Raw genomic sequence first — 26,138 nt, 5'->3', positions numbered from 1 at the left:
CAAGTTTTTTATAAATCTTACTAAAACATATAATTTATAAAAAGTTTGTAAAATTAATGAATAAATAATTAACTTGACAATAGTATTATATTAAATTATAATCTTACAAAGATAATTATTTTAAATAAAAGAGGTTTTTTATCTATGTCAAAAGAATCATATAAAGATAGAATGGAAAAAGCGGTTTCAAGTTTACAAAATGATTTAAAAGGTATAAGAACAGGAAGAGCTAACGCTTCTATATTGGACGGAGTAAAAGTAGAGGCTTATGGAAGCAGTATGCCACTAAAACAAGTAGGAAATGTTTCTACCCCAGATTCAAGAACTATTATGATACAGCCATTCGATAAAGGTTTAGTAAGCGACATAGAAAAAGCTATATTAAAAGCCGATTTAGGTTTTAATCCTTTCAATGACGGCGGAAATATAAGAATAGTAGTGCCGGAACTTACTAAAGAAAGAAGAGAAGAGCTTAAGAAAGGGGTAAGACATAGAGGTGAAGAAGCTAAAATAGCTGTACGAAATATAAGAAGAGATGAAAATGATAAAATAAAAAAAGAATTAAAAGATAAAACTATTACTGAAGATGAATCAAAATCTCAGGAGAAGAAAATACAGAATGATACAGATTCATATATAAAAAAAATAGATGAAATGATTACTACAAAAGAAAAAGAATTAGATACTATATGATTACTGATGAGCCGAATATACCTGTACATGTGGCTATAATCATGGATGGCAATGGGAGATGGGCTAAATCTCATCATAAAAGCAGAAGTTTTGGACATAGAGCTGGAAGCGAAAATGTAATTAATATAGTAGAAGCATGCTGTGAATTAAATATAAAATATTTAACTTTATATGCGTTCTCCACAGAAAATTGGAAAAGACCTGAGGAAGAAAAAAAAGCATTATTTAAATTATTAAAAGAATTCTACAAAAAAGAAATTAAAAGACTTATTTCAAACAATATTTTAGTAAAACATATAGGCGATATTACAGCATTTCCAAAAGATACTATAGAAACAATAGAAGAAACAGAAAAAGAAACTCTTGAAAAATGTAAAAATCCAATACTAACTGTTATATTAGCTTTAAATTACGGCTTCAGAGATGAATTAAAAAATGCTTTAAAAAATATATGCTATGATGCTAAAAATAATAAAATAGACATAGAAAATATTGATGAAAACTTTATTCAAAATTACCTGTATACAAAAGAAATACCCGATCCGGATCTTTTGATAAGAACTTCAGGAGAATACAGATTAAGTAATTTTTTAATGTATCAGGCATCATATAGCGAATTATACTTTACAGATATATTATGGCCGGACTTTTCTAAAGAATATTTCAAAAAGGCTATAGAAGAATACTCAAATAGAAATAGAAGATATGGAGGTCTATAAAAATTATGAAGAAAAGACTTATATCTGTATGTTTAACATTGCCATTATTTCTTATTATAATGTTTTATGATAAAGTTATATATTTATTTCATTTGGCTATATTATCTATATCTATTTTAAGTGCATCAGAAATATTCTACATGGCTAAAGTTCATAGGCAAAAAAATTTGAGAACTGTAATAACAACTATGATAGCTATGGTATTAGGTTATATTATAACTATATGCGATGTAAATGTATTTAAAGGCGATTTCTCCAATCTTTACAAAATAGTAGAAACTAAACATCCTTCTATGGATTTATCATTGGTAATGGTTTTTGCTTTGATAGCTACACTATTTATCATTAATATGTTTAAAGTTCATGTATCCACATTTGAAGAAAAAGGAAGGGCTATATTAACTGCTGTTTTCTGCTTTATATATGTTGGCTTAGGAGTATGGCATATATCACTTATGCGTTTTATGCCTAGCGGAAAATATTATATAGTATTCATTTTATTATGTGCTTGGTTCAGCGATACAGGAGGATATATTGTAGGAAGAAAATTTGGAAAGCACAAATTATCAAATAGTGCTTCTCCAAATAAAAGTTATGAAGGCTTACTCGGTATGTTTATATTTACTATACCGCTTTCAATACTATATTATTTCTTATATTCAAAAGGATATTTATCTTTTTTACTTGGAAAAAATATGCCTAATTTCTCTTTTCTCCAATTAATGTTATTAACTGTAATATTCACATTTACAGGCTTTTTAGGTGATATGGGTGAAAGTTTAATAAAAAGAATGTATGACACTAAAGACTCAAGTAAGTTATTTCCAGGACATGGAGGAGTATTCGACATATTCGATAGTGTAATACTTACTGCCCCAATATCATACTATGTATTTCTATTAATACAATAAATAAGAATGAATCAGAATTAATACAGATATACAATTCACTAAATATTGTGTAATTTTATAATAAATAAAAAAGGATTCAACTTTCAATAGTTAAATCCTTTTTATTCATACTTATATATTAATTAATATTAAGCACTATAAACTATATCTCCGTCAATTATAGTTTTTAATATCTTAATATCTTTTATTTCTTTCGTGTCAACCTCAAATATATCCCTATCTAGAACAACAAAGTCAGCTAATTTATCTTCTTCAATGCTACCTTTAATATTATCTTCAGAAGACATATAAGCACTTCCCATAGTATATAAATAAACCGCATCTTTTACTGTAATTTTTTCCTGAGGCATCCATCCATTTTCAGGCCAGCCATTTAAATCCTCTCTATTAACAGCACAATGTATGCCTTCCATAACACTAATATCATCTACAGGTCCTGATGATCCGAATCCAATATGTACTCCCATATCTTTAGCAGTTTTATAAGCATAACAAGTAGAAGATTTTTCTTTACCCACCCTATTTTCAACAATATGCATATCATAATGAAGGAATATAGGCTGATAATATATACCCACATTCAATTCCTTCATTCTTTCAAATAATTGTTTATCTGTTATTTGAGCATATACCAAACCATTTCTTCTATATTTAAAATCTTTGGTATCTTTTATTTTTTCTATTGAATTTAATGCCATATCAATAGCACCATCTCCCGTAGCCTGTATAGCCAAAGAATAGTCCAAGCTATTAGCATATTCTACTAATTCATCAAGTTCTTCCTGTTTATACTGTGTAACACCTCTGAAACCTTTAGCATCATTATAATCATCTCTTAAAAATGCAGTCCTTGAACCTATACCGCCGTCTATAATAAGTTTTATACGAGCCACTTTGAATCTTTCATCATTAATATATTGATAATAATAATATTCTCTAAAATCATCTATATCTTTTTTATTGATAAACTGTGCCTGCTCGCATACTCTGATTTTTAATTTTTTCTCTCTATGAAGTTTTTGATAAGCATCTATAATCTTTCTATAATCAAAATCAGGTAAACTTCTCAAATCATCTGTCTGCACAGAAGTTATACCCATTTTAAAAAATTCTTCCTGAGTATCTAATATTATTGATTTTAAAGTATCTATTTCTAATGACTTAATTTTTGATAAAATTAATATCATATCTTTAGAACTTATAAGTCCGTTTTCAAAATCTATACTGTCAGATTTCATTTTTTCAGTAATACCGCAAATTTCAAGTGCCTTACTATTTGCAACTATCATTTCACCGCATACCCTTCTAAAGGCTACAGGAAATTCACTAGATATGCTGTCTAAATCATTCTTATTAAGCATTCTTTTCTCTTCAAAATAATCCTGATTCCAACCCCAACCTATAATCCAGCCTTCATATTTTTCAGCATTTTTAGCTAATTCAATAACTTCTCTTATAGACTCACATTTACTCAAATTAAGCATAGTATTAAAACGGGCAAAACCTACAAAATTAACACAGCTGTCATTAAATCCCGGTATAACAGTTCTGCCTTCTAAATCAATAATATCTTCAGCATCTGCATATTTTTTTAATACTTCTTCATTAGTGCCCGCAAATGATATTCTGCCGTTTTCAACAGCTAAAGCCTCATAAATACTGTCATTTTTATCCATAGAGTATATTTTGGCATTCTTAAAAATTCTCATTTATCTTCCTCCATTCATTTAATTTATAAATACTCTTTTTATTTACAATACAGCCTTTATATTATCTATCTCTTCATTAGTTAAAAGCCATTCATTTTCCGTTTCTTCTATCAATTTTTTTACTTCTAATAATCTCTTACTTTTATCATCATCATAACTAGAAGCAGTTTCAAAAAATTTTAATATATCCGCCTCTTCTTTTTTATAATCTTCTATCTGCTTCTCATATTTTTTAAGCATAGATTCACATTTAGAAAGTTTATTTCTCATCTTTTTTCTTTCTTCATAATTGTTAGCATTTTTATCATCGCTATTTTCTTTAACATTACTTTTATTTTGATACTCTAATTCTTTTTCTTCTTCCTCTAAAGCTTCCAGCCTTACTCTATAAACATAAGCTTCATAATCGCCTGAATAAAGAGAAAGTTTTTTATCTTTAACTTCTATAATTGTATCAGCAAGCAAACTAGCAAAAGTTCTGTCATGCGAAGTAAAAAATATTGTTCCGCCATAATCTCTTAAAGAAGAAGCAAGTGCCTCAACAGTTTCAAAATCTAAATGGTTAGTAGGCTCATCCAATATAAGCACATCAGCACATTGTGTAATAGCAGCAAGAAGTGAAAGCCTAGCCATCTCTCCTCCGCTTAAAACTTTTACATCTTTATTAACATCATCTCCTGAAAATAAAAAACTTCCCAAAAGAGTTAAAAGTTCCTGAGTCAATAATCCTTGTTTGGCATTCTTCTTTAGATAAGATAATACTGTATCATTTGAAGTTACATTTTTATATGTATCCTCTCCGAAATATGCTATCTTTATACCATAAGAATAATTATAAGTACCGGATACAGGATCAAGTCTGCCTGCTATGGTTCTTAAAAAAGTAGTTTTACCTTCTCCGTTTTGTCCTAGAACAGCTACTCTGCTTCCTCTAGGTATTTCTATTCTTCCGCTTTCAGCAACTATTTTTTCTCCGTATCCTACAGCCAAATCATCAGATATAAGAGCAAAACCTTTTTTCTCTGGAACTTCCGGAAGTTTTATCCTAACATTTTTTGCAGGGTGAGTAATTTCTATAGTTTTTAATTTTTCTATCTGCTTTATGCGAGACTGTACAGCTTTTGCTTTCGTAGCTTTATATCTGAATCTTTCAACAAATCTTTCTAAATGTGCTTTTCTCTCCTCTATATTTTTATTATACTTTTTTATTGTATACTCTTTTTCCTCTTTATATTCAAAATAGTCTTCTATATTACCTGGAAAATAAGTTATTTTTCCATTCTCCATTTCTATAGTTTTTTCGCATGTTGTTTTAAGAAATTCTCTATCATGCGAAACTATTAAAAAACCTCCGTTATAATCTGTTAAAAAATTTTCCAAATCTATCAATGTATTTAAATCCAAGAAGTTTGAAGGTTCATCTAGTATTAAAAAATTAGGCTCATAAAGCATCATCTCAGCAAGTTTTACACGCATTCTATATCCGCTTGATAAACTTCCCAAATTATTATTAACTTTTATATGATCTATTCCAAATCTGCTGGCTATTTTAGAGCATTTCCAAGATTCTTTTGATGTAACTCTTGTAAGATAATCTATTACCTTCTCATTATCGTCAAAATCTCCCTGCTGACGAAGATATCCTATTTTTACATCATCAGAAAATATTATCTCTCCGTCATCAGCTTCTTCAAGCCCCATAAGGATTTTTAAAAGAGTAGTTTTGCCTGCTCCGTTTCTTCCTATCATGCCTATTTTGGATTTCTCTTCTATAAGCAAATTGACATTATCAAGCAGAACTTTATGAACAAATCTTTTAGATATGTTAACTATATTTATAATACTTTTGGCCATATTTCATTTTAAATTAAATATTTTTATTTATTATTAAGCATTAATTTTATAATAATTTTAAAAAATATTCAAATATAAAAATGAAATAATTATATTAATTATTCTTTTGAAATTTCTATAAGTTTATATACCAAACTCTTGAAATATTTTCCCCTCTCTTCATAATTTTTAAACATATCAAAACTTGCACATCCCGGAGAAAGTAAAACAGTATCTCCATTTATTGATATTGCTGAAGCATAATAAAAAGCATCTGTAAAATCTTTTATAATGATCTTATTCTCAAAATGTATCATCTCATTAAGAGCTTCTGCAGCCTCTCCTATAAGTATTAATTTTTTTACTCTGCTTTCTATGATATTATTTAAAGAAGTAAAATCTATATTCTTATTTCTGCCGCCCATTATAAGAATAATATCTTTATCAAAAGATTTTAAAGCACTCATTACAGAATTCATTGATGTGGCTTTTGAATCATTTATATATTTTACCCCATTTATCTCAGCAACTAATTCAACTCTATGTTCTATGCCTTTGAAATTATTTACAATTTTTTCTATTATATCGAGCGGTATATTATCTTTTAAACATATTAAAACCGCTGCCAATATATTTGCTATATTATGTTTACCTATTAATTTTCTGCTTGCTATAGAAAATAATTTTTCATTCTCATAATATATATAGTCATCTTCTTCATTATAATAAATAGTTGCAAATTTGCTTTTTAATGAAAAAGTTAAAAGTTTCATCTTGCAGTTATTATGAAGTTCATTATACCAAATATTAGTATAAATATTATCATAATTTAGTATGAGAAAATCATTTTTATTTTGATTAATAGCTATTTTCTTTTTTGTATTAAAATAATCATCTATATCTTTGTACCTGTCAAGATGATCTTCGGCAATATTCAATACAGCAGCTATATGAGCATGAAATTTTTCAACTGTCTCTAATTGAAAACTAGAAAGCTCCAATACAATATCTTCTTCTGGTTCTATAGTTTCAATCTCTTTTGAAAAAGTATTTCCGACATTACCTACAAGTCTTGCCTTTTTATATGAACTTATTATTTTATGAACAAGCGTAACAGTAGTAGTTTTTCCATCAGTACCTGTTACTGCAATATAATTTCTATTAGGAAGAAAATTATATGCAAACTCAATTTCACCAATTATTTTTATTTTTCTTCTTTTAGCTTCTTTTACTATCTCTATAGTATGCGGAATACCCGGGGAAATTATTATAAGAGTTATACCATCTAAAATAGATATTTCCTGATTTCCAAAAAATAATTTAATATTTTTATCTTTTAATTCTTCTATACTCTCTTTAAGTTCTTCTTCTGTTTTACTATCACTTAAGGCATATTTAATATTAGCATCAAAATTGATATTAATATCATATAATATGTTAGCTATACTTACTCCGCTTCTTACAGTAGCACCCAATATCAAAATATTTTGTTTTTTTAAGACTTTTATATATGTTTTATTCAAATCGAGAATCATTTTAACACACCAAATAATTATTTTTTATATATAGTTTATTATAACAAAATAACGATAAATTTAAATAATATATTTTTAAATTTGGGGTATATATATTTCAGCACGAGAATATAATACAGCTTTTCCTGATAATTTGACACGATTTCCATTAAGGCTGCAATATAATACACCACCTCTTTTAGAAGCTTGAAATGCTAAGATATCTTTTTTACATAACTTATATGCCCATAAAGGAACAACATGACAATGTCCTGAACCGCAAACAGGATCTTCATAAACATTCAATTTAGGAGCAAAACTTCTTGTAACACAATCATATTCAGAACCTTTAGAAGTTATATGTAATAAAAGTCCCTGAAGATTTTTTACCTTTTCGATATTAATATTTGCCTCAAAAACTTGATTTTCATTTTCAAGCACACATAATAAATCTCTGCCGATATATGCTTCTAAAGGTTTAAATCCGATAGCATGTTCCATTTCATCTGTAACATCTATTTTTGTTAATTCATAAGCTGGAAAGTCCATTTCATATAAATCATTATTTTTAATAACATTTAAGACTCCGCTTTTAGTTTTGAAAGATATATTATTTAACTTATTATCAACTATATTCATTAGTATATATGCTGATGCCAAAGTTGCATGTCCGCATAAATCTATTTCGCCGCCCGGAGTAAACCATCTAAGTTCATAATAATTATTATTTTCTAATACAAATGCAGTTTCAGAAAGATTATTCTCTTTTGCAATATTAAGCATCATATCATCTGAAAGCCATTTATTTAATAAACAAATAGCGGCTGGATTTCCTCTAAAGACTTTATCAGTAAATGCATCCGTAATATATTGTTTAAATGAATAATTATTCATTCTATACCCCGCAAAAATTATTTTTATAAGGAATAATTATAACAAAATAATGATAAATTTAAATAATTCATTTTTTATTATATCAAAATTAATGTTTACATAATAAATCTATATATTAATTTCTTTTATAGTATCATTTTCAATATAATATATAATCCCAAACATATCATTAAAAAAGCAATTATTATTATTTATAACTGCAATATTTTTTAATGTATTATTTTTTATATTATAGCTATTAACATTTATACAATATTCATTAAAATCCAAAGCTATTAAATTATCCTTATAAAAATATAACTTACCATGCACTTCATTATTTTCATCTAAACTAAATAAATTAATATTAATAGATTTATAACTTTCTAAATATCTATACTCATCACTATTATCTATTTTTATATCATCTATATTGTAAAATCTTAATTGATTATAAACAAAATCTTCATCATTAAAATTTGTATTATCACAAGCCAAAACAAATCTTTTATTATCTATAAAAGTTAAAGGTCTGTCCCAATTATAACCGCTTATATATTTATTAACAACATCTGTGTGGCATTTCTCATATACCCTTAAAAACTCTTCAATATTAAAATATCTTATACAGTCAATAGGATTCCATACCCACCCATTAGAAAGAAAATGTTTATAATCTTTTGATACTAATAAATTGCTGTGAAAATAATCTATACCAAACTCTTTTTCATCTCTGTTTATATCAGTTATAATCTCTTTAGTTTTTAAATTTATTATATTAAGAGTATTCCATTTAGTTTGAGTGATAAGATGTATTTCATCATTAATAATACAAAATTCATTAGAATAGCTTGAATATTTAGAACAGTAATCCTCTCTTTGTAAATTAATAATATCCAATGTTTCTATATTTACAACAGCAGAGTTTAATCCTTTCTCCTCAGTTATACATATATAAGGGTACATTAATTTTAAAACTGTAACTTCTTCTTTTGAATTTATATTTTCTATTTTTTTTAACTCTTTATATGAATTATCTTTTTTATTGTACTTTATTAATTTTAAATCATCAGTAAATAAGAAATATTCTTCTAAGTTTTTATCATTTAAAACAGCATTCTCCATCATAGTATTTATAATAAAATAAAAACGAAAAATATCAATAATAGTCTATACACCCCGCCCGCCCACCCCAAATTTTTATTATTAGATTAGCATTGTTATTTATAAGCCTCTTATTATTGTTTTGTGCTATTAATTTATTATTGCTTTTAGAAGCCATGTTTATACCTTTTTATAAATTAAAGACTTATTTTTAGTCTTTATTTATATAAAAAGAATATAAACTTTTATAACTCCTAATTTAATTTTATTACTATATCACAAAGTAAAGCAGCAATATTTGATAAAAAGAAACAAAGTAAATAGAAAGCCTTAGCTATATCATTTTTTGATGTTATACTAATAAAAATACATATAACACTAAATATTCCAAAACTTATAGAACCTATTTGATAAACCATCATTTTATAACCTTATTCAATATATTTTCTACTGCCTGCATATAAAAACCTAAATTATGATGACACTCCAATCTCTCATTATTTATAGTTAAAAATAATTCATTTTTCTTTTTTACTTTTTTATAACTAACATTAATATTTTTGTATTTATATTTTAATTATCAAAGTACAGTTTCCAATTATGACTTTTCTAACCATAAAATCTCCTAAATTATTTTTTTCTTATGACAAAAATGTAGAGTTGCCGCATTCATATATTTATAAAATATTATATTACTTATTATTAGTGTAGGTTTTTAACTAAAATATAGGATTAGGAGTATAAATGCCTGATAAAGCTAAAAAAGCCCCAAAAAACGCCAAAAATAAGCCCAAAAAAGCCGTTATAATACCAAATCCGCCAGAATATTTTAGTGGGTATTCTCTAAAAAAATGGGAAGAACTTGCACCTATTTTTGCTGAAAAAAATATGCTCGGACCTGCTGATTTATCTGCTTTTGAACTTTTATGTCTGCATTACGGCGATGCTATGGATCTTTATCAAGCTATGATTAATGAAGGAGGTTCTATAGCTGGATATTTAGAAGGGAAAAACTCTCAGACTATGGGCGAATATTTAGCTTATCATAAAGCTATAACAGCATATCATAAAATGCTTACTGAGTTTGGTTTAACTCCTGCTTCAAAAAAGAAAGTTATTATTCCTGAAACTATAGAAGAGAATGATCCGCTTGAAAAAATGATAAATGGTTAAATATAAATGTATACCTATGAAGAATATATCAATAAAGTTATAAATAAAGAATTACCAGTCTGTCAAGCTGAAGCTAAWAATTAATACTATCTTTTTTTTCTGATTTGTATTATATTGTTTCATAGGTATTCCTTTTTTATTTGTAGTAATTTAAATTATAAGGAATACCTTCTTTTTTTAAACTAAAAGTGTGCAATATCTATGGCTCTTAAACAAATATTCATAAAATTATATATTGGCTTAAAAGAGTTATTATTTTTTTATTTTCAAAGTAAACTAAAAAAAATATTAATTTATTTTTTATAATCAAATAATTAATTGAAAGCAGAAATTGATTGTCTAATAAAATCTTTATTAAAACTAAGTCTTGCAATGACAATAGAGACTTTATACTATAAGAAATAGAATATATTTTATAGTATATTAATGAGTTTTGAGTTTTGAGTTTCTGTTCCATAATGATAATATTATATTTTATTTACCTCAATTTGTTAATACAATAATAACTATACTATATAATGAAACTGCATTATTAATTTTTATAGAAATTATATTTTATAATTTTTTAAACTAAATCAAACATATCTATATTACAATCATATCTTAAATATAAAACTTCATAATTTAAAAATATTTGTGATAAAATGAAATAAATAGTATAATATACAATGATACTATATAGTCGGAGTTATCATGGATTTTACTATACCCTATGAAAATGAAATTGATGAAAAAGATAAAACTATAATACAAGAATATATACTTAACAATATAAAGGATTATGAAAATAATTCAACTAAATTAACAGAACTTATTATAGAAGCTGTATCATCTTTAAGTGCAGGAAAATCCAGAACTGAGTATCTAGCTAAGCAAGGTTTTTTACAGAATATAATTAACTCTATAACAGGACAAAACAGAAAAATAAGAGGCGAAATAGATTATAATTATGCTGTAGTAAAAAATGCCTCATTAAAAATGATAGAATATTTAGCTAATCAAAATAAAATTACCTATGAAGGGCTTATATATTTAAATAATAAATTAAACAATATAGAAAAAAATATTGAAGAAGAATTAATCGCAATATGCAATAATGTAAGAGAATCATTTAATCTAATACTTAATAAAATTAATAAAGAATCAAACAGAATAGATTCATTAGAAAAAAAAGTTCAATTATTAGAGTTTAAAGCTGCATCCAATATTCTTGAATTTGATAATATAAAATATATTGATATGGATAATATAGAAAAGATTATATGTTTAAGCAATGACCTATTTACAAAAATATCAAATGTAAATAATGCAGGCAATAATATACCAAAAGAAAATATTTATATGATAAAATCTATATTATTTGATTTTAATATTGATATGAATCAAAAAATAAAAGTAAATGATATATACTGTAAATTAATAGAAAAACCTAATTTTATAAACAAACTTTTTTTAAATACACACAGCAATATCAATACTTATGAATATATTACACCTATATTAAGCGGAATAAAAAAGATAGAAAAATTAGATAAAGAAGAAAACTATATAATAAATACCATAATAAAAATTAATCCTAACATAAATGTAAAAGATATAAAAATTGATTTAATAAATGAATATGGAATAAACATATCTAATTTTGATTATAATTCTGAAATTACAAATTATGATATTATTGTGCTTATTATAAATGAGCTTAAAATGATATCCAAAAATTTTAATACTCCAATAAAATATTCAGACGAAAAGAAATCTATAGAATCAGCTAATAAATATTTTGAACAAAAAAAATATAAAAAGGCAATGATTCAATGCGATTTAATATTATCAAAAGATAAAAATAATAAAGAAGCACATCATATAAAAATAGAAAGTTTATACCAGCTTCTAATTAAAGAGGTAAAAAATTTTGAATCGCCTTTATGCTATAAAGAAATAGCTAAAATATATTTAATTAAAAGAGATTATGAAAACACATTAAAATACTTAAATAAATATTTTGATTCATACTCATCAAATAAGGAAATATTTAAATACAAAGAGAAGCTTCAATTTCAATATAAAAAAATAATGGAATATGAAGAGAAAACTAATAAGAAGCTTGAAAAAATTACAGATAAGAATAAGAGAGATTATTTAGAATTTATAAATGACTTTTGGGGAGTGTATTTAAATAAAATTTAATTTTCATATTTGGAGATTTTATGAAAAAATTAGGTTTAGTTTTAGGCGGCGGCGGCGGACTTGGAAGCTATCAAATAGGAGTATGGAAAGCTTTAAGAGAATATGAAGTTGATAAAATGATTAAAGCAATATCCGGTACTTCTGTAGGTGTTCTTAATGCCTGTTTAATAGCACAAAATAATTATGATATAGCAGAATATATTTGGACTAATGAAATAGAAGATAAAATACTTTCAAAAAAGAAAATGAATACAGAGAACAATTATATATCTTCAAATGGTATATTCAGCAGAAAAGGCTTAATAGAAATAATAGAAAAATATTTAAATATTGATATTATCATAAATTATGAATATCCAATATATGCTACAGCGGTAAATTTAAAAAACATTGATGCTGAATATTTTAAATTAAATAATAAATCAGCAAAAGAAATAAAAGAAATAATGATGGCTACAAGTGCAATACCTGTTATATTCGGAAGGCAGACGATAGAAGGAGTTGATTATATAGATGGAGGAGTTGAGATATTAAAAGGAAATAATCTTCCATTAAAGCCTCTCTATTATGAAGAAAAATGCGATGAAATAATAGCTATTAATTTATATAAAGAAAGCACCAGAGAAAAATTCAATGACTGCAAAGTTTATGAAATAGTACCGAGCCATGATATAGGAAACTTCTTTAACGGTGCTATGGATTTCTCGCTGGAAGGAGCTAAAATTCGTATTCAAGAAGGCTATAATGATGCCAAAAATATGCTTAGAGAAATATTTAAAATGGGAAAAATACAATTAGATAATTTAGAAAATAATAACATGCTTTATATGTACGAAAATGAAAATGAAGCAGAAAGAAAGAAAATCAAAAATAAATTAAACAAAGCAATAGATAGTTTAAAATTAAATGATGATAATTAATAATTAAATGATATTTTTTATATACTATTTACTATTTTTGTATATTAAAGTATACTAGTACAGTTTTAAAAATTATTTTATTCATTTTTAATTTAATTATAGAGAGGTTGTATACATGTTGGATAATAATAAGAAAAGTATTGGAAATAATAGTTTAATATTTAAATTTTTAATACCATATATGGCTGCTTTATTTATAATTTGTACAGCTATATATATTTTATATTTTCCGCAGTATAAAATAAGATTTATCAATTCCAATCAATATAATGCATCTAGTATTTCATCTGAAATAGAAAATAATATTTCTTACTTATACGGAAAAATAAATATATTTTGTTCTTATTTGGAAAAAGAAACAAACCGTGATAACTTATTAAATGTATTCAAAAATATCATCAAAAATGAACCTAATTTAGTAAATATATTTTATGCTGATACAATACCCTACAAAGACGGAGGAACAGTATTAAATACAACTGGGACATTACCAAGCAACTATGATCAAACATCAAGAGAATGGTATAAGAATGCCATAGCTTCAAAGGAAATAGTCATATCAGAACCTTATATAGATATTGTTACTAAATCTATCATAGTAACTTTTTCAAAAACTATATATGTGAATGGACAGCTTTCTGGTGTAGTAAGAATAGATGTTGATTTTTCTAAAATTATATCTTCTGCATTAGAGGAAGCAAAAAAATACAGTTATAATATAAGTATTATTAACAAAGAAGGATTGTACATATATAGTGAAAATCAAAATTCTATATTAAAAGAAAATATATTTAATAATCAAGAAATATCATCTCATAAAAATGATATTATGAACAACAATAATTATGCATGGATAGATAAAGAATTATCATATATATCTTCAAAAATAAGAAACACTAATTGGCATATAATTCTTAGTATAGAAAATAAAGAACTAAATTTATCATTATTAAAATTACTTATACTTATAATATCTGTATTTATATTATTATCCGCCATAGAGGCAGTATTAGTAATAGTTATAGCAAAACCTATATCAAATACTTTAGACAATACTATTTCAATAATAAAATCTATGTCCAAAGGTAATTTTAATACACATTTTGATGAAAAAGAATTAAATAAAAAAGATCAAACAGGCGATGTAATAAGGGCTCTTAATGATATGCAAAATAAACTAGGCGATATTATTTATAGCATGAAAGATAATATAAATGGAATTAATAGTTCCGTTAATATTATAACAAACGGCAATATAGACTTATCTGACCGGTCTGTATCACAGGCAAGCTCTTTAGAAGAGTTAACAAGGTCAATAGAATTTGTATTTTCATCATTAAAAGACACTGCTGAAAATGCAGGAAATGCCAAAAATATGAGTGAAAAAGTATCAAATGCTACAAGAAACGGAGTTAATGCTATAAATGCCACATCAGAAAATATGGCACTAATATCCGAAGCTAGTAAAAAGATTTCAGACATTACAAAAATAATAGAATCTATAGCTTTCCAAACTAATATATTGGCTTTAAATGCCTCTGTTGAAGCTGCTAGAGCTGGAGATCAAGGAAAAGGTTTTGCTGTTGTTGCAAGCGAAGTTAGAAACCTTGCTATTAATGTTGGAAATGCTGCTAAGGATATAACAGCAATAGCTAATGAAACCGTTGAAAAAATAAATAATGGAAGTGCATCTGTACAGGCTTCATCATACATACTAAATCAAATAGAATCATCTGTTAATGATGTTCTAACACTATTAACAGAAATATCAAGTGCTATTATAGAAGAAGAAAACAGTCTCTCTCAAATTAATACAGCTGTTATAGAAATCAATAAAATAACTCAGGATACTTCTAAAATAGCAAATGACGGAGCAAATGCTAGTAAAGATGTACTTGATAAATCCAATAACATAGTAGAACAAGTTTCTTATTTTCATTTTAATTAAAATTAATAGTTATATATATAATAATTTTTCTATTTATATATAACTATTAAGAAATAATTAATTAAATAATTCAATTTTTTCTTATAAAAAAGTATTATTCATATTGAAAAATATAAAATATTATCATAATATATTAAAATCAATTATCAATAAAAATAGGAGATTATTATATGAAAAAATTATTTTTAATGTTATTAATGAGTGCTTCAGCATTTGCAGCCGGAGGTTTTGAAGTATCATTCAATATTCCGGTATTAATTTCTTTAGGAATACCTATTGGAAATACTGGTGAAAAACGTGATGTTAGCGGAGCTGCTAATACAGGAATTACAGCTCAGCTTGGATACGGATTATATTTAGAAAACGGACTAGGTTTTAGCATATTAGGAGAAGTAGGATATGCTTTTAATCAATTTGCCAATTATTATCCTAACAGACCAAATGAAGAAGTTGTTTATTATTCATTTCATAGTTTGCAGTTAGGTTTGCTTCCTAAATTTAATATTGGAAAGTACGCTATAGGTTTAGGAGGAGGAGTTAAAATACCATTTTCCGGATACATAATGACATATAATGAATACTCATCCTCAGAGATAAATTATCATTATAAGTATGTAAATTTCTCATATATAAATAATACTTATAATCAAATGTTTGTTATCCCTTATGTAAAATTAACTTTTGATTTTTACACACCAAATTTTGATAAGGATTCAGATAAAATGGATGCTGGAATAGGTATATATCTAGGATATGATTTCGGACCTAAAGCTAAAAATAATATAGGAACAGACAGCTTCAGTATAGGAGCTCAATTCAGCTTTAGATTAAAACCAACTAATTAATATTAATATAAAAAATAGAAATAAGCATTGATTAGATATATAAATTTAATCAATGCTTTTTTATTTCAAGGTTTTAATTTTTAGTCTTTGATAATAAAGTAATATCAGATATTCTCATATTTTTATCAACAGCCTTGCACATATCCCATATAGTAAGAGCGGCAACACTAACAGCAGTTAATGCCTCCATCTCTATACCTGTTTTGTAACTGCATCTGCAATAAGATTTTATAACTATTCCGTCATCTTCTAAAGTAAAGTCTAAAGATACTTTTTCTATATTAATATTATGACATAAAGGTATAAGTTCAGAAGTGTGTTTAGCTCCCATAATGCCTGCAATCCTAGCAGCTGATATAACATCTCCTTTCTTTATATTATTTTCCTCTATCAATTTAAGAGTATCTTTTGATAAATATATTTTTCCTGATGCTTCCGCAGTTCTTTTTACAATATCTTTATCACCTACATCAACCATATTGGCATTACCGCTTTCATCTATATGTGTTAATCTATCACTCATTTTTATGACCTTAATTTTTATTTAATTAACCGCCTATCATACTTAATGATTCGGCATCACTATAAGCACCATTTTCAGGTTTTCCTTCAATACATTTTATTATAGAACTTCTTATATCGTCAAAATCAACTTTGAATTTTATATTACTATGCAGACAGCTTAATAAATATCCATCAGATAATAATCTTATCCTATTGCAGTATTTACATTTTGCAGGTCTGTCATAATCTGCAGAATCTATTTTCTGACTGTTAAGATCATAATACTGAATAGTTTGAAGTTTAGCATTTATACTTTCAGCATATTTTTTTAATAAAGGTAATTCTTCTATGCTTTTTTCATCATAAACAACAACATTAATTTTTAATTGAAATCCCAATTCAGAAGCTATTTTTATTCCTTTCATAGCATCATATAAACTTCCGCCTCTTGTAATATATTTGTACCTTTCACTGTCTAAAGTATCAAGAGATATATTAATAGAATCAAGACCCGCATTTTTTAATTTCTCCGCAATGCCTTCAAGTAAAACTGCATTAGTTGTCATAGCTATTATATCAACTTTTTCTATACTCCTAATCATAGCTACAAGCTCATCAATATTTTTTCGTACTAAAGGCTCGCCTCCTGTTATTCTAACTTTTTTAATTCCTAGTTCAGAAGCCTCTTTAACCACATCATATATTTGCTCATAACTCAAAATTTGATTATGTGCTTTTTTTATAATACCTTCTTCAGGCATACAGTATACACATCTCAAATTACATCTGTCAGTAACGGAAACTCTTATATAATTTATCTCTCTATTAAAGGAATCTAACATCAACTATACTTCCTCTTACAATATCTGAAATTCCAATATCTATTTTTAATATACCATTAGCTTCAGAGAATGATGATATCATAGAAGAATTATTATATTTTATAAGTTTCACTAATAATTTTGTATCATCAAAAAATAATCGTACAGGTATATATTCAAGCCTTTCAGCATCTTTTCTTTTAAAGTCTTCAGTGATTAAAGCCTTTATATAATTAGTATCGAAATTTATACCTAAGCAGCTAAATATATAAGGCTTAACCATTATTTCAAAAGTCATAAAAGCAGAAACCGTATTACCCGGCAAAGCAAACACAGCCTTTTTACCTAATTTACCAAAAAATAAAGGTTTTCCTGGTTTCATAGCAATACCATGAAATATTTGATTAACTCCAAGCTCTAGTAACTCTTTATGTACATAATCAAAATCTCCCATAGATACGCCTCCGCTTATAAGAACAATATCATTTTCATCTAATGCTTTTGAAAGTATTTCTTTTATCTCTTTTTCATCATCATTAACTTTACCATAAAATTTAGTATTACATGATAAAGAAGAAGTTCTAGCCGCAAGCATAGGAGCATTAGCATCATATATCTGACCTTCTTTTAAACTTTCGCCTATATTTGCTATTTCATTACCTGTGGATATTACAGCAGTATTTATTTTATTTTTCACTTCTATATTAGAATAACCAAATCCTGCAAGTACAGCAACATCTTTAGGTAAAAGCATTTTCTTATCCAATACTTTATCTCCCGATTTTTTATTATTTCCTTTTTTTATTACATTACTAGTTATTTCTTTTTTAGTGAAATTAATAACTGTTTTAGAATTTTCTTTTACTTCCTCTATCCACTCCACTCTCTGAACCGCATCGCAATTTTCAGGAAGCATAGCACCTGTCATTATTTTAACACATTCTCCGCTTTTAACTTCAATTTTATCGCAAAGTCCAGCATATATAATTTTATCTTCAATTAAAACATAACTATTTTTATTTTCATCTTCTTTTTTATAAGCATATCCGTCCATAGAAGATTTACTGAAAGGAGGATCATCATTCAAAGCATAAACATCATCAGCTAAAACTCTGTTATAAGAATCAAGCACTGATATTTTTTCATTACCATAGTCTTCAGAATTTTTCAATACTAATTCTAAAGCTTCATTAGGATGTAAAAAAGTTCTAGCCATATATGCTCCTATTATTGCAAATATATAATTTCATAAAGTTATAGTTATGAAAATTATAGTTTTTTAATTAAAGTTTTTTAATTGCAGTAACTTTACTTATAATAATAAATGTCTGCAATTATTAAATACTTATAGTTTATACTTTCCGAATAATATTGTAATTAATAATAAATTAATTTTTTATTTTTCTTCTATTCTCTGCTTTTGCTCTTACAAGTATAAGTTCTGCTGCTATGCTTATTGCTATTTCTTCTGTAGTCTCTGCACCTATTGCTATTCCTATTGGAGCATGCACTTTCGATATATTTTCATCAGTATAATTTTCTTCTTTTTTTAATCTGTCATGCAATGTTTTTATTTTATTCTTACTTCCTATCATACCAATATATAATGCATCAGTTTTTAAAGCATTTTTTTCAACTATATAATCATGAGAATGTCCTCTTGTTACTATTACTATATAATCTTTATCACTAATATTTATTTTATCAAAAACATTTTCATAATTTTCTACTATTATTTTACTAGCATTAGGAAATCTATCTTTATTTGCAAACTCTTCTCTATCATCTATAACAATACAATTAAAACCTATTCTATACAAAACTTCTACCAAATCATAAGATACATGCCCTCCGCCGAATATATAAACATTGCTTTCCTTATCTTCAATTTCTTTTTTTATATTATTTATTGTATCTTTATTATCATTTAAATATATAAATGATATCTCAGCACTTCCTCCGCATACCATACCAATTCCGCCTGCTTCCTGAGGAGTTAAATTATATTTTTTATTAGAAGTTTCTTTATTATCTAAAAATACATAAGCATCTTTTAAAGCTTCAAATTCCAATAAACCTCCGCCTATAGTACCAATATTTTTTTCTTTATTATTTTCTCTATAAGCTATCATAAAAGCATCTAATGTTCTTGGAGCAGATCCTGATATTTTAAGTATTTTTATTAGCTCTGTTTCTATATTATTATTTACAAGTTCCAAAGCCTTATCTAATATTTGCTTATTATTCATTTTCATTTCTCATTAAAAATAGTTTCAGATAATATTATAATAAATTTTTTGTAATTTTTAAATAAAATTCTAAAAAAAAATTATATTTATATTGAATATTTTATTTTTTTGTATAAACTTCTAAATAATAATACTTTTTTATTAAATAGAAGTAGAATTGCATTATGGAAAAGAAATATTTCAAATTAATTTCATTAAATATATCCAAAGATACAGGTACAATAAAAACTCCTGTAGAAAGCATAACTTTGGTAGAAGATAAAGGCGTTCTTAATGATGCCCATTTTAATAGGTTAAAAGACAGACAAGTTTCTTTGCTTGCCATTGAAGATATAGAATACACAAATAATAAAATGCAAACCAATCTCAAACCGGGTGATTTTGCAGAAAACATAACAACAAAAGACATTGAACTTTATAAACTGCCTATAGGAACGAAAATGTATATAGGAGATACTATAGTGGAAGTTTCCAAAATAGGAAAGGCATGTCATAATGGATGCGATATAAAACAATTAGTGGGCGACTGCATTATGCCGAAAAAAGGTATATTTGTAAGAGTTGTTAAAGGCGGTGAAATAAAAGTTGAAGATACTTGTTATTACTGTGTCTGATAGAGCTTTCAAAGGCATATATGAAGATAAATCCGGTGCTGTTATAGTAAAAACTCTTGAAGATAATTTGAAAGATAAAATTACAAATATAAAAAAAATAATAGTTCCAGATGAATATGATATAATATTAAATACTTTAAATGAAAATAAAAATAACTTTGATATTATAATAACTACAGGAGGAACCGGCTTATCTCAAAGAGATGTAACTCCTGAAGCAACAGAGGCATTTTGTAAAAAAGAAGTAAGAGGAATATCTGATTATTTAAGACAAGAGTCAATAAAGGATACAATATTTGCCGCTCTATCAAGAGGATATGCTGGTATTAATGATAATGTATTTGTAGTTAATTTTCCCGGAAGCAAAAAAGGTGCTGAATACTGCACTAATTTACTGATACCTTTACTAGAACATATCATTAGTATGATGAAAGGTGAAGGGCATTAAATATTTTTAATATAAAAAATAAAATAAATTTAAAGGTGTTGCTATGAAAAAAATAATATTTATAACTTTATTAATATCTTATTTATTTGTATCATGCGGTTCTTCAAATACTGCACAAACTAATACAGAAAATAAAGAAATATTAGTATTGGCTGCGGCAAGTTTAACTGATGTACTTACAGAATTAGCTGACAATTATAAAACAGAAACAGGAACAACTGTTGCATTCTCATTTACTTCATCAGGAGCATTACAAACTCAAATAGAAGCAGGATCACCAGCTGATATTTTCTTTTCGGCAGCACAAAAACAAATGGATGCCTTACAAGAAAAAGACTTAATTGATGCAGATACAAGAAAAGATTTGCTTGAAAATAAAGTTGTGTTAATATCGCCAAGCAATTCTACTTTAAATATAAAATCATTTACAGATATAACAAATGCCGATATTACTAAAGTAGGATTAGGAGAGCCAAAAAGCGTACCTGTTGGACAGTATTCTGAAGAAATATTAAGTAATTTATCCATATTAGATGATGTTAAACAAAAGGCAGTTTACGGTTCTGATGTTAGAAATGTACTTTCTTGGGTAGAAACAGGAGAAGTTGACTGTGGTATAGTCTATGCTACTGATGCACAAATAGCAAAAAATATAAATACAATAGCAGAAGCTCCTGAAGGCAGTCATAAAAAAGTTATTTACCCTATAGCTATAGTAAAATCTTCAGAAAATAAAGAAGAAGCTAAAAAGTTTATAGATTATATATCTAATGACAAAGCTATAGAAGCATTCAAAAAATACGGTTTTACTGTAATACAATAAACATGGAATATTCTCCATTAATTTTATCTATAAAAACTGCATTATATTCCACAATAATAACTTTTTTTATAGGAATATACGCAGTTCTTATAGTAGTAAAAATTAAAAAGTTTTCATCTCTTTTTGATATAATATTTACACTTCCGCTTGTGCTTCCTCCTACAGTTGTGGGATTTTTTCTATTATTATTGTTTGGAAGAAATTCTTTTATAGGAGGCATAGCTGCTAAATTAGGATTTCCTTTTGTATTTACATTAAGAGGTGCAGTATTAGCTTCATTTATAGTATCATTTCCTATAATGTATAGAACTTCAAAAGGTGCATTCGAGCAAATCGATAAAAACATAATAAATGCAGCAAGAACATTAGGAAAATCAGAAAATTGGATATTTTGGAGAGTAATACTTCCAAATACTTGGCATTCTATACTTGGAGGAACTATACTATCATTTACAAGGGCATTGGGAGAATTTGGTGCTACTATAATGATAGCAGGAAATATACCCAAAAAAACACAAACTATGTCATTAGCCGTATATACAGCGGTTCAGTCTGGAGACAGAGAACTAGCTTTTAAATGGGTTATGATAATTGTGTCAATATCATTTATAAGCATAATGATTATGAATATTATACTGCCTATTTCTGATAGTATAAAAAAAAGATTATGAGGTTTTATATTGAGTTTAATAGTTGATATAAAAAAGAAGCTGTCTAATTTTGATTTAGATTTACAGTTTGAAGTAAGAAGCGGAGTATTTTCTATACTCGGAGCATCTGGAAGCGGTAAAAGTATGGCTTTAAAATGTATTGCAGGAATTGAAAAACCTGACAGCGGATATATAGAATTTAATGGAAATGTTTTTTATGATTCTAAGAAACATATTAATATAAAACCTCAAAAAAGAAATGTAGGTTTTTTATTTCAAAATTATGCTTTATTTCCAAATATGACAGTTGAAGAAAATATTAAATGCGGTATAAGAGATAAAAAAAATAATATTGACATTAAAAGTATAATGAATAAATTTTTTATATATGACATTAAAAATAAAAAGCCAAGAGAAATATCAGGAGGCGAACAGCAAAGAACTGCATTAGCAAGAATATTTGTATCATCTCCTAGCATATTAATGCTTGATGAGCCTTTGAGTGCTTTAGATTATCATATAAAATGGGAATTAGAAAAATTTATTTTATCAGCTATAAAAGAGTTTGAAGGCACTACTTTATTTGTATCGCATAACAGAGACGAGGTTTACAGACTATCGGACAATATAGGAATAATAAATAAAGGAAAATTCGATATAATAGATTCTAAATATAATCTCTTTGAAAATCCTAAAACATATTTCTCGGCACTTCTTACAGGATATAAAAATTTTTCAAGAATAAAAATATTAGAAAATAGCAAAATAGAATGCATTGATTGGAATATTAATTTAACTATTGAAAATAATAATTTAAAAAATATAGAAAATGCTAATTATATAGGAATGCGTCCTTATTCTTTTTTTGATTATGATGATGATAAAAAAAGTGATATATATATAAAATCAAAAATAACAAATATTACAGAGGATATGTTTTCATATATTATAACTTTAGTGCCGGTAAACAGCGAAAACCAAATAACTTGGAGGCTTGATAAGGATAAATATAAAAATGATTATAAACTTGGAAAAGAAGTAAATTTAGGCTTTGAAAGTAATGATATAATATTTTTAAAATAAATAAAAGCAGCAGGATAAAAAATCCAGCCGCTTTTATAAAAATGCATCATCAATTAATCATCAAATTTTTGTCTCATAATCTGTCCGTTTCCTGTTACCATAAGCTCCATCATATTGTTTAATTTTAGTTTATAGTTTCCCCACTCTTTTTCTGCATCAATTATAGCAGCCTGAGGATATGCATTTCTTACAGCCTGTACAACAGCAGCAGGAAAAGCAGCATCTGGTATAGGTGCATATTCACTGTCTATATTATCCCAATCTCCATTACCCAAAAAGTCTATAGACACACCATTTGATAACTGCACATCAAATTTTCTTCCGTCTCTTTCTACTTTCCAAATTTGAGCTCCCGGAAATACTCTTTGTATAAATGCTGATGCTTGCTGAGGTAATGCTGAAGGCGGAACTACCATATCAGCAAAAAGGCTTGAAGCTGATAAAATAAATAATGATGCTAAAAAGATAGATAATTTTTTCATGATTTACTCTCCTTAAATATTAATATATGTAAATTATCTTTACGATTATAAGTATAGCACTTTCATCATATTTGTCAAGTTTTTTTACAATATTTTTACTATTTTTTTACATTATTTTCTATTTTTTTTATTAATTCTTTTAAATCTTTAGGTAAAGGAGCTTTTACTTTAATTATTTCATCAGTGATTGGATGATTAAATTTAAGACTATAGGCATGTAGAGCCTGTCTATTGAAAAAACCTTCAGGAATAATACCTTTTTCTATGAAATCATCAAAAACTTTAGGACCATACTTTCCATATATTTTATCACCTATCATAAAAAACCCTTTGGAATATAAATGCACTCTTATCTGATGCATTCTTCCCGTATAAAGTCTTGCCATAACAATAGCATAATCTCCAATTCTTCTTATAGTTTTGAAAGAAGTTTTTGAATATTTTGAACCTTCTATATTTTCTTTATGAAGTGTTTGAAATCTTCTGTAATATTCATGTCCGCTTTCAAGCATATAGCCTTCAACAGTGAATTTATCCTCTATATCTTTAGCATTTTCTATTACAGCAATGTATGTTTTTTTTATTGAATTTCTTTTATACTGTTTCCCATTTACTTTTCTTCCTGCAAGCATAGCACAGAAATTCGATGCCGATTTGCTGCTTCTTGAAAGAACTACACATCCGCTGGTTTCTCTGTCTATTCTATTAAGCATATTTATATTGCTATTGAGCATGTTTTTTACTATTGTATGAAGTGTATTATGATAATATTTACCCGAAGGTATAACAGGTAAATTAGCAGGCTTATTCGCTACGATTAAATCTCCGTCATCATATACTATAGATACATTTTTATCAACTTCAGGCTCTTTCATTCCTATAATATGATAAGCTATCTCATCGCCTTTTTTTACAGTTCTTGTATATTTTACTTTACTATTATTAAGAAGAACTAAACCCTGCCCTATTAAATCCTGCCATTTATTTCTTGAATAATAAGAAAATCTATCCCCCATATATTTATCTAATCTTGTATTTTCTTCTATATCTTCTTCTATACGGCATTTTCTTATTACAGATTTTTTATATAATTCTTCTATATTTTCATTCAATTTATTTTTTTTCTTTTTCATGAATATGATTATACTAAGAGTATAAAGATTTGTCAAAATATTTATTATTGCTCATATTACCAATAAAAATTACATATTAATTTTAAAGCTATAAACAAGAAACTAATAACTAATGAAGAAAATTGTCAACTATTTTTTAGCGAGTTTATCTTATTAATAATAAAAAATTATTATTTCGGATTTATAATTCTTAAAAATTTAGTATAAAAAGGAGTCGAGAAAGTTATAGAATCTCCCTTAAATACAGATACAACCTCACCATTTTTAACTTCAATTTTTCTTCCTTCATAATGAATAATAAGAGTTCCTTCCAAAACAAAATACATTTCATCATATCCAAGCACGCATTGCATATCTGTATTATCCAATTCCATTAATAAACATTTTAAATGACATCTCTCATACTCATTAAAAACATCAGTTACATAAGAATTATCTTCATACTTTATTTTATTAGAATCTATATCAGAGATTGATTTTTTTACTAATGTTTTTTTATGATTATTTGAAGCATCCAATTTATACCCGGAAGCAGTACCTGTATGCAGAAAATCACAAACAGCTTTATTTACAATAGACTCAATATTTTTTATATCTTCCATAACAGTAAAACTCCTTTAATAATTAAGGTATGATACTCCATATATCATTATGAGGCTTTGCAATAATAGCATGCCTGCATTTAGCATTTAATTTTTCCACAGCCATATCAGCACTTTTTACAGCCTCTTTAATATTAGATATACTGCCTGCTATAATTATAACAACTATTCCAGCTCCTATAAGTTCTTTATCTATGACTTTCACATCAGATGCATTCAATAAAGTATCCAAAGCACTAATTGTAGCAATATATCCTGTAGTTTCTATTATTCCAATAGATAAATTTAAATTTTCCATTT

General features: G+C 26.3%; 27 protein-coding genes. 13 read left to right on the top strand and 14 right to left on the bottom strand.

Annotated features, from left to right (window positions below; all coding sequences use genetic code 11):
- Nucleotides 1-144: 144 nt before the first annotated feature.
- From frr to BFL38_RS14220, 3 genes are read left to right on the top strand one after another with little or no spacing between them, the layout of a single operon-like run.
- Complete coding sequence (gene frr / locus BFL38_RS14230; protein ID WP_048594088.1) at nucleotides 145-693, top strand: ribosome recycling factor; 549 nt, start codon at nucleotides 145-147, stop codon at nucleotides 691-693.
- Nucleotides 690-1,412, top strand: coding sequence for an undecaprenyl pyrophosphate synthase (gene uppS, locus BFL38_RS14225; protein ID WP_008729858.1), 723 nt, complete (start codon nucleotides 690-692; stop codon nucleotides 1,410-1,412). Before frr ends, uppS begins: the two co-directional genes overlap by 4 nt.
- A 5-nt stretch (nucleotides 1,413-1,417) precedes the next feature.
- On the top strand, nucleotides 1,418-2,323 hold the full coding sequence (locus tag BFL38_RS14220; protein ID WP_069727655.1) for a phosphatidate cytidylyltransferase: 906 nt from the start codon (nucleotides 1,418-1,420) through the stop codon (nucleotides 2,321-2,323).
- A gap of 128 nt (nucleotides 2,324-2,451) precedes the next feature.
- Here the strand turns inward: BFL38_RS14220 and BFL38_RS14215 are convergent, their stop codons facing one another.
- The 6 genes from BFL38_RS14215 to BFL38_RS14190 form a co-directional block, all read right to left on the bottom strand.
- Complete coding sequence (locus BFL38_RS14215; protein ID WP_069727654.1) at nucleotides 2,452-4,032, bottom strand: amidohydrolase; 1,581 nt, start codon at nucleotides 4,030-4,032, stop codon at nucleotides 2,452-2,454.
- A 42-nt stretch (nucleotides 4,033-4,074) separates the two neighbouring features.
- Nucleotides 4,075-5,886 carry an ABC-F family ATP-binding cassette domain-containing protein gene (locus BFL38_RS14210; protein ID WP_069727653.1) on the bottom strand — a complete coding sequence of 604 codons (1,812 nt, stop codon included), beginning with the start codon at nucleotides 5,884-5,886 and terminating at the stop codon, nucleotides 4,075-4,077.
- A gap of 98 nt (nucleotides 5,887-5,984) precedes the next feature.
- Nucleotides 5,985-7,400 carry a UDP-N-acetylmuramoyl-L-alanine--D-glutamate ligase gene (murD, locus tag BFL38_RS14205; RefSeq protein ID WP_069727652.1) on the bottom strand — a complete coding sequence of 472 codons (1,416 nt, stop codon included), beginning with the start codon at nucleotides 7,398-7,400 and terminating at the stop codon, nucleotides 5,985-5,987.
- A 75-nt stretch (nucleotides 7,401-7,475) separates the two neighbouring features.
- On the bottom strand, nucleotides 7,476-8,273 hold the full coding sequence (locus BFL38_RS14200) for a PhzF family phenazine biosynthesis protein (RefSeq protein WP_069727651.1): 798 nt from the start codon (nucleotides 8,271-8,273) through the stop codon (nucleotides 7,476-7,478).
- A gap of 108 nt (nucleotides 8,274-8,381) precedes the next feature.
- A complete protein-coding gene (locus BFL38_RS14195) occupies nucleotides 8,382-9,380 on the bottom strand; it encodes a hypothetical protein (RefSeq protein ID WP_069727650.1) in 999 nt (332 codons plus the stop codon).
- 230 nt (nucleotides 9,381-9,610) lie between these two features.
- Nucleotides 9,611-9,778 (bottom strand): group-specific protein, encoded by a 168-nt coding sequence (locus tag BFL38_RS14190; RefSeq protein ID WP_069727649.1) that lies wholly within the window; start codon nucleotides 9,776-9,778, stop codon nucleotides 9,611-9,613.
- Between the two features lie 322 nt (nucleotides 9,779-10,100).
- Here BFL38_RS14190 and BFL38_RS14185 point away from each other — a divergent pair, with 322 nt between their 5' ends.
- The 5 genes from BFL38_RS14185 to BFL38_RS14165 all read left to right on the top strand — a co-directional run bounded on the left by BFL38_RS14185 (nucleotide 10,101) and on the right by BFL38_RS14165 (nucleotide 16,429).
- Nucleotides 10,101-10,529, top strand: coding sequence for a phage terminase small subunit P27 family (locus BFL38_RS14185; protein WP_069727648.1), 429 nt, complete (start codon nucleotides 10,101-10,103; stop codon nucleotides 10,527-10,529).
- A gap of 693 nt (nucleotides 10,530-11,222) precedes the next feature.
- A complete protein-coding gene (locus tag BFL38_RS14180) occupies nucleotides 11,223-12,716 on the top strand; it encodes a hypothetical protein (RefSeq protein WP_069727647.1) in 1,494 nt (497 codons plus the stop codon).
- Nucleotides 12,717-12,736: 20 nt separating this feature from the next.
- Nucleotides 12,737-13,636 carry a patatin-like phospholipase family protein gene (locus BFL38_RS14175; protein ID WP_069727646.1) on the top strand — a complete coding sequence of 300 codons (900 nt, stop codon included), beginning with the start codon at nucleotides 12,737-12,739 and terminating at the stop codon, nucleotides 13,634-13,636.
- 115 nt (nucleotides 13,637-13,751) lie between these two features.
- Nucleotides 13,752-15,584, top strand: coding sequence for a methyl-accepting chemotaxis protein (locus BFL38_RS14170; RefSeq protein WP_069727645.1), 1,833 nt, complete (start codon nucleotides 13,752-13,754; stop codon nucleotides 15,582-15,584).
- Between the two features lie 170 nt (nucleotides 15,585-15,754).
- Complete coding sequence (locus BFL38_RS14165; RefSeq protein ID WP_069727644.1) at nucleotides 15,755-16,429, top strand: hypothetical protein; 675 nt, start codon at nucleotides 15,755-15,757, stop codon at nucleotides 16,427-16,429.
- A gap of 73 nt (nucleotides 16,430-16,502) precedes the next feature.
- Here the strand turns inward: BFL38_RS14165 and moaC are convergent, their stop codons facing one another.
- The 4 genes from moaC to BFL38_RS14145 form a co-directional block, all read right to left on the bottom strand.
- A complete protein-coding gene (moaC, locus tag BFL38_RS14160; protein ID WP_069727643.1) occupies nucleotides 16,503-16,952 on the bottom strand; it encodes a cyclic pyranopterin monophosphate synthase MoaC in 450 nt (149 codons plus the stop codon).
- A 25-nt stretch (nucleotides 16,953-16,977) separates the two neighbouring features.
- Nucleotides 16,978-17,775, bottom strand: a complete 798-nt coding sequence (locus BFL38_RS14155; protein WP_069727642.1) for a GTP 3',8-cyclase MoaA — start codon at nucleotides 17,773-17,775, stop codon at nucleotides 16,978-16,980.
- Nucleotides 17,759-18,970: a molybdopterin molybdotransferase MoeA gene (locus BFL38_RS14150; RefSeq protein ID WP_069727641.1), complete on the bottom strand. Its 1,212-nt coding sequence runs from the start codon at nucleotides 18,968-18,970 to the stop codon at nucleotides 17,759-17,761. The genes BFL38_RS14155 and BFL38_RS14150 overlap by 17 nt, the downstream gene beginning before the upstream one ends.
- A 172-nt stretch (nucleotides 18,971-19,142) precedes the next feature.
- Entirely contained in the window at nucleotides 19,143-20,003 is an 861-nt protein-coding gene (locus BFL38_RS14145) for an XdhC family protein (RefSeq protein WP_069727640.1), read from the bottom strand.
- A 164-nt stretch (nucleotides 20,004-20,167) separates the two neighbouring features.
- Between BFL38_RS14145 and BFL38_RS14140 the strand changes: the two genes are divergently transcribed.
- The 5 genes from BFL38_RS14140 to BFL38_RS14120 are packed head-to-tail and all read left to right on the top strand — an operon-like array spanning nucleotide 20,168 to nucleotide 23,621.
- A complete protein-coding gene (locus BFL38_RS14140) occupies nucleotides 20,168-20,617 on the top strand; it encodes an MOSC domain-containing protein (RefSeq protein WP_069727639.1) in 450 nt (149 codons plus the stop codon).
- Nucleotides 20,589-21,065 carry a MogA/MoaB family molybdenum cofactor biosynthesis protein gene (locus BFL38_RS14135; protein ID WP_069727638.1) on the top strand — a complete coding sequence of 159 codons (477 nt, stop codon included), beginning with the start codon at nucleotides 20,589-20,591 and terminating at the stop codon, nucleotides 21,063-21,065. The genes BFL38_RS14140 and BFL38_RS14135 overlap by 29 nt, the downstream gene beginning before the upstream one ends.
- Before the next feature lie 43 nt (nucleotides 21,066-21,108).
- Nucleotides 21,109-21,888 (top strand): molybdate ABC transporter substrate-binding protein, encoded by a 780-nt coding sequence (gene modA, locus BFL38_RS14130; RefSeq protein WP_069727637.1) that lies wholly within the window; start codon nucleotides 21,109-21,111, stop codon nucleotides 21,886-21,888.
- Between the two features lie 2 nt (nucleotides 21,889-21,890).
- Nucleotides 21,891-22,559 carry a molybdate ABC transporter permease subunit gene (modB, locus tag BFL38_RS14125; protein ID WP_069727636.1) on the top strand — a complete coding sequence of 223 codons (669 nt, stop codon included), beginning with the start codon at nucleotides 21,891-21,893 and terminating at the stop codon, nucleotides 22,557-22,559.
- Between the two features lie 9 nt (nucleotides 22,560-22,568).
- Complete coding sequence (locus BFL38_RS14120) at nucleotides 22,569-23,621, top strand: sulfate/molybdate ABC transporter ATP-binding protein (RefSeq protein WP_069727635.1); 1,053 nt, start codon at nucleotides 22,569-22,571, stop codon at nucleotides 23,619-23,621.
- A 53-nt stretch (nucleotides 23,622-23,674) separates the two neighbouring features.
- On the opposite strand, the gene BFL38_RS14115 is transcribed toward BFL38_RS14120, so the two are convergent.
- The 4 genes from BFL38_RS14115 to BFL38_RS14100 all read right to left on the bottom strand — a co-directional run bounded on the left by BFL38_RS14115 (nucleotide 23,675) and on the right by BFL38_RS14100 (nucleotide 26,136).
- Nucleotides 23,675-24,103, bottom strand: a complete 429-nt coding sequence (locus tag BFL38_RS14115) for a PepSY-like domain-containing protein (protein ID WP_069727634.1) — start codon at nucleotides 24,101-24,103, stop codon at nucleotides 23,675-23,677.
- Between the two features lie 98 nt (nucleotides 24,104-24,201).
- Nucleotides 24,202-25,236 carry an RluA family pseudouridine synthase gene (locus BFL38_RS14110; RefSeq protein ID WP_069727633.1) on the bottom strand — a complete coding sequence of 345 codons (1,035 nt, stop codon included), beginning with the start codon at nucleotides 25,234-25,236 and terminating at the stop codon, nucleotides 24,202-24,204.
- 170 nt (nucleotides 25,237-25,406) lie between these two features.
- Nucleotides 25,407-25,838 carry a EutQ-related cupin domain-containing protein gene (locus BFL38_RS14105; protein ID WP_069727632.1) on the bottom strand — a complete coding sequence of 144 codons (432 nt, stop codon included), beginning with the start codon at nucleotides 25,836-25,838 and terminating at the stop codon, nucleotides 25,407-25,409.
- A 22-nt stretch (nucleotides 25,839-25,860) separates the two neighbouring features.
- A complete protein-coding gene (locus tag BFL38_RS14100) occupies nucleotides 25,861-26,136 on the bottom strand; it encodes a BMC domain-containing protein (protein ID WP_069727631.1) in 276 nt (91 codons plus the stop codon).
- Between the last annotated feature and the right edge of the window lie 2 nt (nucleotides 26,137-26,138).

It is taken from the genome of Brachyspira hampsonii (genome assembly GCF_001746205.1).
Lineage (GTDB): Bacteria > Spirochaetota > Brachyspiria > Brachyspirales > Brachyspiraceae > Brachyspira > Brachyspira hampsonii_B.
The sequence above is the reverse complement of the archived record's forward strand: the minus strand, read 5'-3'. Positions and strand labels throughout refer to the sequence as shown.